The sequence below is a fragment of the Paenimyroides baculatum genome (genome assembly GCF_008629655.1).
Taxonomy (GTDB): Bacteria; Bacteroidota; Bacteroidia; order Flavobacteriales; family Flavobacteriaceae; genus Flavobacterium; species Flavobacterium baculatum.
The window spans coordinates 1-7927 of sequence record NZ_VWSG01000023.1; the positions used below are offsets into that span (position 1 = coordinate 1).

General features: G+C 31.2%; 7 protein-coding genes. All 7 read right to left on the reverse strand.

The window, feature by feature from the left end:
- Positions 1–100: 100 nt before the first annotated feature.
- The 7 genes from F0460_RS15945 to F0460_RS15975 all read right to left on the reverse strand — a co-directional run bounded on the left by F0460_RS15945 (position 101) and on the right by F0460_RS15975 (position 7817).
- On the reverse strand, positions 101–1039 hold the full coding sequence (locus F0460_RS15945; protein WP_223810846.1) for an RHS repeat-associated core domain-containing protein: 939 nt from the start codon (positions 1037–1039) through the stop codon (positions 101–103).
- 252 nt (positions 1040–1291) lie between these two features.
- Positions 1292–1876, reverse strand: a complete 585-nt coding sequence (locus F0460_RS15950; protein WP_150015088.1) for a hypothetical protein — start codon at positions 1874–1876, stop codon at positions 1292–1294.
- Positions 1873–2238, reverse strand: a complete 366-nt coding sequence (locus tag F0460_RS15955; protein ID WP_150015090.1) for a hypothetical protein — start codon at positions 2236–2238, stop codon at positions 1873–1875. The genes F0460_RS15950 and F0460_RS15955 overlap by 4 nt, the downstream gene beginning before the upstream one ends.
- A 197-nt stretch (positions 2239–2435) precedes the next feature.
- The gene (locus F0460_RS15960; protein ID WP_150015092.1) at positions 2436–2867 is read right to left on the reverse strand and encodes a hypothetical protein; all 432 of its coding nucleotides are present in this window, start codon (positions 2865–2867) and stop codon (positions 2436–2438) included.
- Between the two features lie 2 nt (positions 2868–2869).
- A complete protein-coding gene (locus F0460_RS15965) occupies positions 2870–3892 on the reverse strand; it encodes an RHS repeat-associated core domain-containing protein (protein ID WP_150015094.1) in 1023 nt (340 codons plus the stop codon).
- A gap of 547 nt (positions 3893–4439) precedes the next feature.
- A complete protein-coding gene (locus tag F0460_RS15970; protein ID WP_150015096.1) occupies positions 4440–4970 on the reverse strand; it encodes a hypothetical protein in 531 nt (176 codons plus the stop codon).
- Positions 4971–7817: an RHS repeat domain-containing protein gene (locus F0460_RS15975; RefSeq protein WP_150015098.1), complete on the reverse strand. Its 2847-nt coding sequence runs from the start codon at positions 7815–7817 to the stop codon at positions 4971–4973.
- Positions 7818–7927: the final 110 nt, after the last annotated feature.

A 7927-nucleotide genomic window follows, 5' to 3' on the forward strand; every position in this document is an offset into this window, starting at 1 on the left:
ATAAAAAACAGTACAATTCAGAAAAGAAGACAATTCTACAACCAACAAAAATTAATAAATTTATAAACTAAACACTAAATTAGTTTTTATATTTAACTGTCTAATTTACTTTGAAGACGTACACTTCAACCGCTGTTCTTTCATTACCATTTCCAAACATATGTCCATGTGCTATAGATCTGAATATTGATGCCCCTTGATCAACAACATTATCATAATATAAAGCAGTATTTACTGCTGACGAAGGTGTACTGTTTAATAAAGTGCCGTCAGCAAATTTCTTATTTATTGATATAATTTCATCTGAAAAAGATCCAGGATTAATCCCTTTTGCTCTTCCAAAAAAACTACTTAAGTACTTAAAAAAACGTGCCCCTCCCTCAAGTAAAGCTGCATCTCCCAACATAGCTCCTGCTGCATGTGCTCTATTACTGTACCGTCTTAAATCCATGCGTTCACCGTTTAAATAGTAAATTATTTTACCATCTTCGGTCATTGCAGAAGTTAAAACTTCATTATCCTCAATATAACTAAATTCCTTATTATCTACTGTTACAGTTTTTAAAGCTCCAACCATTGAAGCTGTATTCCTTGCCTGCTGATAATAGTTCTCCCAATCTTCTTCGGTTTTACAACTTTCACAATCATTGTCACTTGCGTTTAATTGGTTTACCAACATTCCGAAAACATCTTGTGCTGCTTGTCCACTAAAACTCCAACTCTGTATACCATCAGGATCAACAAAAAATATCGGATTATTATACACATAATTATAAGGTGTCCATCTACGTGAATTCTCTGCTAACGGATCGACATTCAACCAACGCCCAATTGCGGCATCGTAATTACGTGCGCCAAAATCATATAAATCTAATCCTAATTCGTCGTTTAATTCTTTACCGCCATAAGCGTATTTATACTTGTTGGTTGTGCTGTAATCTGGTAAATCATTTCCTTTTTGTTTTAAACCAAATGGATAATAATCGCTTTTCTCAATAATCTCGCTTACCTGTATAACACCGTCTTTTGGATTTTCCAATGTAGCATGATTTCTGTATCCATCACGGTATGTTAAACGTATATTACCTAAGTGATCCTTGTATTGGTACGTATAAAGATATTGATTATTTTTAAATTTTACATATCCTTCAGGGTTGTGGAAAAAATTTATAAAAGTCGAAACTACTAAATGTGCAATAACAGTAAAGTGTTTTATAATAATACAGCCTCAATACGTTTGTAAAGAGGCTGTTATTGCTTTGTTATTGTATTAACACTTCTGATAGATTTATTATTTATAAATACCTATTAACTTCTCAAAATGGTTTGAAATATTATCTATATTTTTTTTAAATATCTTTTTTTCTTGTGTGCTTAAAGGTTGTACTTTAAGTTTTATTGGGATATAAAAATTTTTAATATTACTTCTAGGAAAGACTTTCTCTTTGCCACATTTGCATCCTACTAATTCTTTAATTTTATAAATTATTATTTTACTTTTTTTATTAGATAAGGAATATCCCTTTTTAGGAAGATTATCTTCTAATCCCATAATTTCGTCTTCATTTTTATGTATATCCCCCAAAAGTTTTTTGTCATTATCATAATTATTATCCAAACAACAACTATATACTTGATTTGCATCAAACGAAAAATGAAAATAATACACTTTAAATTTTTCATTATTCAACAATAAATCTCCTGATGAATCCTTCTCTAAATACCAAACAGCTTTTGTTTCATCAATATCGTTCTCATCCATGAAATCAGTAACAGATACTATATATGCAGAATTAACTTCATTCCTTACGACATTGTTAGAGGAACATCCTATTAAAAAACTGGTTATAAATAATATAAAAAATATATTTCTCATTGTGAATTATTTATTTGAATTGGGTTCTTGTCTAAAAAAGCATCCTTTAATATTGCATCCATAGCTTCTGCATCTAACTCTAATCCAAAATCACTAATAATCTCATGTTCAGCATTTTTACTTCTTGTCAAAAATTGATGTGCTGTTTCATGCCCAACAGCTTGATTATAATGTGTGTCATTATCTGGAACTCGAGTAATGATTTGATCATTATCGCCCCTTGCATTAGGATTTTCAGCAGAAATACCTTGAATAATATTCATTGGAGAGCTTTTAAATACTTCTTTTCCAGTTGCCTGATCTATAAGCTTGACCTCTCCGCTCTCAATTCCCGATTTTTTTGCTATGTTTCTTAACGACATTTCATTTGTCTTTTCTTTTGCTCCAATATTTAATTATTTACAACCCTTTTTTTAACTTCTTTAAAATTTCTTTCGAAAATTTCAGATTTAGTAGTTCTGCATTTACTTATTATTTTTTTATCTGTTTGCAATTCCAGTTGTGTTAATTTATTGAGTCAACACTTCTGATACACTATCAATGTTTGATATTGATACAATCAATTTCTTATATCAAATTCAATATATTCATTTGAATCATTAATTTTCATAAGACTTGTACTCATATATACTTCATTCTTTTCAATTTGAGTTAAAATGTCTTTAGGACTTTGTTTTACTCCAAATGTATAGTCAGTACTTAATAATATACGATAAGGTACACCATCCACTATAATGAATTTATTACTTTTTTCAATAAAAACATTATCTATATACTCATTAATATATATGCGATATATAGAATCACTTTCTTGTGATAATTCCATATAGACATTACTTTTTTCTTTAAGCTTTTCAGATAGACTTTTTTGAACTTTAGATGGTAATTTATATAATACACCATTACATAATTCCTTATTGGTTATCTTTCTATTTTGAGAATAGCAAACGAAACTAAGAAATAAACTTATAATCAGAATTCTATATTTCATACTTATTGTTTTTTAAAATCATCCATTATATCATCTCCAATGTTAAAACTCTCCGTCTTTCCAACATTATCAAATGACTGTCCAGTTGGCGTAGTTTTGTGAATACTATTTCCTTCTTTTGATTTCCCAGTAAAAGAATCAATAACATAATTGTTAATTTTTTGGGTCATTGAAGTGCTTCTATCTATAGTAGACGTTGTAGCTTCATTTTTTATTTTTCCAGTTACTAAATGATGTGTATGAGCTGTCGCAGCTGGAACTAAAGAAGTATCTTCAAATTTTCGTGAAGTAACAATACCTTCCTTATTAGTCATTTCAGCTATTGGAATTTCAACTTCGTTATATTTTCCGATAGGTCCAATCTGTGAGGTTAGTTCCCCTTTTGGGATATCTCCACTGTGATCAATATTAAAACCAATAATTACTGATCTTTCTTTCAATACACCTTTTGATTGATCCGAAATTGTTTGCTCATTTGCCTCTTTTACATCAGAATTTATTTTTTCATTATTTACTGTAAATATTGAACTATTTGCTTGTAACTGAGTAATTGCTAAAGAACTATTTGGCACTCCATACTTTTCAACAGCATCTTCCCACGCATATCTGTAAATAACTCTAACTTCATTTGTTTCAGCACCATCATGCCCTAAAACTTCACCAGTATTAGCATCAATATAAATATCATCTGACTCAAATGATGTTGCTATCATGCCATCAGGATCTCTAAAATATATTGGATTATTTAACGAATATGCATATGGTGAGAATCTTCTGCTCATCTCCGAAGCTGGATCGACATTCACCCAACGTCCAATAGCAGCATCATAATTACGTGCTCCAAAATCATATAAATCTAACCCTAATTCATCGTTAAACTCTTTTCCTCTATAAGAATATTTATACTTATTGGTAGCACTGTAATCAGCTAAATCATTTCCTTTGTGCTTTAACCCAAACGGATAATAGTCGCTTTTTTCAATAATCTCACTTACCTGTATAACACCGTCTTTTGGATTTTCCAATGTAGCATGATTTCTATATCCGTCACGGTATGTTAAACGTACATTCCCTAGGTGATCCTTGTATTGATACGTATAAAAGTATTGATTTTTTTTAAATTCTACATAACAGTATTTTTAACGATTGTACCAACAATATTTATTTTACCAACACTTTAACCAAACCAACTTTTAAATTAATTGTACGTTTTGAAAACACCATACAACCAAATTTAAACAACTGTTATTATATAATTAAATGCACAAACACCCACATTTATGGTATGCACGTGTTGTACGGTTTGTTTGTAGTTTATAAATAATTTGTGGTTGGTGTTGTTTGTAAAAATTACTTTGGTGTACTTTACCAACATAAAACACACTTACTTACTGCGTCCTTTGAAAAGTCGAAACTATTAAATGTGCAACAACAGTAAAGTGTTTGATAATAATACAGCCTCAATACGTTTGTAAAGAGGCTGTTGTTGCTTTGTTATTGTATTAACACTTCTGGTGCACTACCAATTTTTCTATTAATCCTCTAACTGTGATATTACTTAGGTAGGGGGATTTATCTTTTACTATTGGGTGAATCAGTTCGATAACCTCCTTTTGCTTCATCAGATGTTTCTAATATATCTCCCCACTTATTATTAAAAATAATCCAATATGTTTTTTCATAATTGACGGTATAAGATAATGGATTTTTTTTGTTTTTTAGTCCTGTTAATAGATCCTTATTACAGCATTCTCTCACTGAAAAAATTTCATCTAAATCGTTAAGTAATGGATACAACTTTTCACCAATATATAAATATCGATTAGTATTTTCGGTTAAATACCTATCTTTAGAAGCATGACTTTCAAGATCACATAATCTTAATTTATAAACCCTTTTGTTATTTCTTTCCATTGAACTAATAATGAAATACACATTCTGCTTATTTATTAAATTTGGTGCTGTAATAACATTATTGAACCAGTTTTCAACACTATTAGGAACTACATATATAATTTTTTCCTTGTCTGATTCCTTTTTTAAAGAAGAACAACTATATAAAAATAGTGTTGTTATTAAAGTTATATAAAGAATATTTTTCATTTATTGTTTGTTTGAATTTATGAAATCATCTAAAACTTGATTTCCAATTACACTTGTGTCATTTGTTGTTCCAACATTTATACCATTTTCGGTATTAGAGTTCGTCATATGTATAGCATTTCCACCTTGTTGTTTACCCTGATATGAATCAATAGCATAAATATTAAAGTTTCTACTTTTTGAAACATCATAATCAGCATCTGAAGTTCCTGGTAGGTTTGTTCTTCCTGTTTGATCCAAGTTATGAGTATGGGCTTGTCCTACTATCATTTGATCGTTATTAAAACCTGTTACATTTGGTATATCTGCAGATCCATTCTTTCCAAGTTGTCCAATTGTGGTTGTTAGTTCTGCTGCAGGAAAGCCTTCACTATCTTCAGTACGCTCTAACATAAAAATTGCCTGACGTTCTGCAGTCTGATCATTAATTGTGTCGTCGTTTATTGTATTTAAATCAGAATGAATTTTATTATTATTAACAGTAATGATATTACTCTCCTTATGTAATTCAGCAGTTGCTTCTTTAGACATACTCCCACCAGAATTTGTTATTTTTGCCCACATTGTACCCTTAATTACCCTAAAGTTATTAGTTTTAGCTCCATCTTGCCCCAAAACTCTTCCAGAATTCCAATCTATATACCAATCTAAAGGTTTCATTCCATCAGGATCTAAAAAGAATATAGGGTTATTAAAAGAATATGCATAAGGACTAATTCTTCTCATCTCTTCAGCTTTAGGATCTACATTCAACCAACGTCCAATTGCTGCATCGTAATTACGTGCGCCAAAATCATATAAATCTAATCCTAATTCGTCGTTTAATTCTTTACCGCCATAAGCGTACTTATATTTGTTAATAACACTGTAATCTGGTAAATCATTTCCTTTTTGTTTTAATCCAAACGGATAATAGTCGCTTTTTTCAATAATCTCGCTTACCTGTATAATACCGTCTTTCAGATTTTCCAATGTAGCATGATTTCTATATCCGTCACGGTATGTTAAACGTACATTCCCTAAGTGATCCTTGTATTGATATGTATAAAGATATTGATTATTTTTAAATTCTACATAGCCTTCAGGGTGCGGAAAAAACTTTAACACATTGTCTGTATACTGGAATCCATTCACGTAATCGGTAGTTACTAACGCACCACCGTTTGGCTGTACTTTTTTGCTTAAACGCGTACCTCCAGCATCATAGGCGTATTTAATATTACTACCGTTAGCAAAAGTTACCTGATAAGGTAAATTTAAATGATTGTAGCTTATAGCAGTTACACCTTTGTTTTTATCTTGTGTTATATTACCAAAGGTATCGTAAATAAAATCATCACCTACTTTGTTACCGTCTTTAAAACCATCGTTTATGGTTGGCGAACTACTGTCTGTTACGCTTAATAGCTGGTTGCCGTTATATACGTATGTTAAATTATCTATAGTTAATGCTTGTTGTGCATCTAACAATTCGCCTGTACGATTCATTGTAAGGATATTTCCGTTTTTATCGTAGGTAACTGCTTCTCCATAAGAATCGTCCATGTATTGCCCCATCAACCAACCACCTGGGCGATGATAATACATATTCTTTGCCTGGGTAAGGCGGTTTAAATGGTCGTACCAGTAAACATACCCTTTAAATAAATTATCGACTTTTGTACGCACCCAAACACTGCTGATATTTCCATTAAATAAATTTACATTTTGCAGAGCATATCTGTTGTAGTTTATTTTAAACTGGAACAAATCGTTTTCACCATCTACATAATCCATTTCGGCATTATTGATATCGGTTAACCAACCACGTATATTGTATTTATAGTCTACTTTTTGAAGGTTGCCTGTTGCTCCTCCTACATTTTTGGTTATCAACACTCCTAATTGATCGTAGGTGTTTGATACAATAGTTTCAATACTACCCGTACCAATCTGTCTTGTTTGTTTGGTTAATCGATCCCTACGGTCATAAGAGTAAATATCAGTAACTGTCAGAACCGTTGCACTGTTATTTTGTTTTTGATAGGTTACCGTTTTAGCAGTTGTCCCTGTAAAATTTATTTGATTGTCTACCTGTGTATAACCACCCAAGTGGTTTTGGCTGTAGGTTCGTATTACACGGTCTTTATTATCGTACAAATTATAGGATAAGTTACCCGCCGTACTCGCTGCTGTAGTTAAAATACGTGTCCATGTACCTGTTATTTGCCCTTTTACAGCTGTGTTTACTACCTGTGTTTCTATGTTTGAAAATCCTGTTGGCGCATTTGGATAATTATAATCATCATAATAATTTATACTTAACAGTTTAAAATTTGTTGGAAAACCTGCATTGGTATAGCGAGTAGTTATACCGTCAATTGTGGTATTACTTGCCATTTTGCTTTCTATTGTAAAATTATTTTGTGACAATGTGTTTCTGGTTGCGCTTGTAAAAGTACCTGCTGCATAATAACCTATATAAATGCCTCTGCCAAAAACATCATATTTTGTAATAAGCCATCCTTTGCTACCATCTCCAAACGGGTTATAAACAGGACCTGTCATTACCACACGGTCTGATTTGTCATAAACAATATACTCCCAGTCTTTCTGCGGAATTTTTTTCTCTACCAACCGTTTTTTTGCATCGTAATTATATTGATAACACCATTTTTCCAAATGATCGCCTAATACAGTCCCATTTGCCATAGGTGGTATCACAAAGGCAAGTAAGTTTAACTTATTATAAACGTAGTATGTATCATGTGCTTCACCATTATTATAAGTACGTTTTAACACCACATTTCCTTTACTGTCTTTAAATTCTTCTGTGGTGTTGTTTAAACCATGATTGTACGTCTTCAAAGTAAATTAGACAGTTAAATATAAAAACTAATTTAGTGTTTAGTTTATAAATTTATTAATTTTTGTTGGTTGTAGAATTGTCTTCTTTTCTGAATTGTACTGTTTTTTAT

What these genes read in the sequence shown, in the direction of transcription:
- F0460_RS15950 (WP_150015088.1), bottom strand. Translation starts at nt 1,876, where the DNA reads ATGAGAAATATATTTTTTATATTATTTATAACCAGTTTTTTAATAGGA.
- F0460_RS15955 (WP_150015090.1), bottom strand. Translation starts at nt 2,238, where the DNA reads ATGTCGTTAAGAAACATAGCAAAAAAATCGGGAATTGAGAGCGGAGAG.
- F0460_RS15970 (WP_150015096.1), bottom strand. Translation starts at nt 4,970, where the DNA reads ATGAAAAATATTCTTTATATAACTTTAATAACAACACTATTTTTATAT.
- F0460_RS15960 (WP_150015092.1), bottom strand. Translation starts at nt 2,867, where the DNA reads ATGAAATATAGAATTCTGATTATAAGTTTATTTCTTAGTTTCGTTTGC.